1 protein-coding gene and 1 pseudogene are annotated in these 1,148 nt (G+C 39.5%); one reads left to right on the forward strand and one right to left on the reverse strand.

All coding sequences use genetic code 11. The features are described 5' to 3' along the window. Positions 1–369, forward strand: a pseudogene (locus tag HMPREF2603_RS12875) (ornithine carbamoyltransferase subunit F); the annotation flags it as partial. An 87-nt stretch (positions 370–456) separates the two neighbouring features. Here the strand turns inward: HMPREF2603_RS12875 and HMPREF2603_RS12880 are convergent. Next, positions 457–1,148 (reverse strand): LPXTG cell wall anchor domain-containing protein (locus tag HMPREF2603_RS12880; protein WP_186822233.1); only part of this gene is annotated, 692 nt, incomplete at its 5' end.

The raw sequence follows: 1,148 nt of genomic DNA on the forward strand, positions 1-1,148 counted from the left end.
TTAGTAACAGACGACATCGATAAAGGTGTTAAAGATTCAGACGTACTTTACACAGACGTATGGGTATCTATGGGTGAACCCGATGAAGTTTGGGAAGAACGTATCAAATTATTGAAACCTTACCAAGTAAACCAAGACATGATCGAAAAAACAGGTAACCCACATGTTATTTTCGAACACTGCTTACCTTCATTCCACAACACTGACACAACAATCGGTAAACAAATTGAGGAAAAACACGGCTTAAAAGAAATGGAAGTTACAGATGAAGTATTCGAAGGTAAACACTCTGTTGTATTCCAAGAAGCTGAAAACCGTATGCACACTATCAAAGCTGTGATGGTTGCGACTCTAGGAGATATTGGATAATTCAATTTCACTTTATAAATAAAGAAATGCCATGGTAATGGGATTCAATCCCTACCATGGCATTTTTACTTTAGACTACCCTCAGTCTTATTTATCTGTTTTTTCGTTCTTATTAAAGCGTCTTGCGATAAATCCTAAACCAAACAATGTCAACAATGAACCTAATAACGGCATTGATGATGTTTCATTACCTGTTTCAGGTAATGCTTGTTTATTAGGCTTACTTTCTTTTTTATGAGTAGAAGTTTTAGAGTTTAAAATTGTTGATTTTTTATCTTGAACATCTTTTTCCACTGATTTTGTTTTCACATTTTCTGTGTCATTTTGTGTAGTTACTTCACCAGTGCTTTCTTTTGATATGTCATTGTTTTCAACAGTAACTTCATCATTTTCTTCCTCTTTTTCAGACTCTATTACTGTATCTTCTTTAGAAGGAGAAATTTCAGTAGACGTTTCTTCTGTTTCTTTTACTGGTTCTTTCTCAACTGGAGTCTCTGATCCTGTCGATGTTGGTTCTTCTACCGGTTCCTCTGGCGTCGGTTCTGTCGGCGTTGTTTCTTCTGCCGGTGCTTCCGGTATTACTTCTGGTGCCGGTTCTATTGGTGTTTCTGCCTCTGGCTCGGATGGCACTTCTGGAATCTCTTCAACTGGTACTTCCGGTGCTGTCGGTGTTGCTTCTTCCACCGGTACTTCTGGCGTTACCTCCGGTGCTGGTTCTGTTGGTGTTTCTGGTTCCGGTTCAGCCGGTACTTCTGGCACTTCTTCGACCGGCACTTCCG

Origin of the sequence: Staphylococcus sp. HMSC055C03 (genome assembly GCF_001809385.1) — a bacterium.
Taxonomy (GTDB): Bacteria; Bacillota; Bacilli; order Staphylococcales; family Staphylococcaceae; genus Staphylococcus; species Staphylococcus simulans.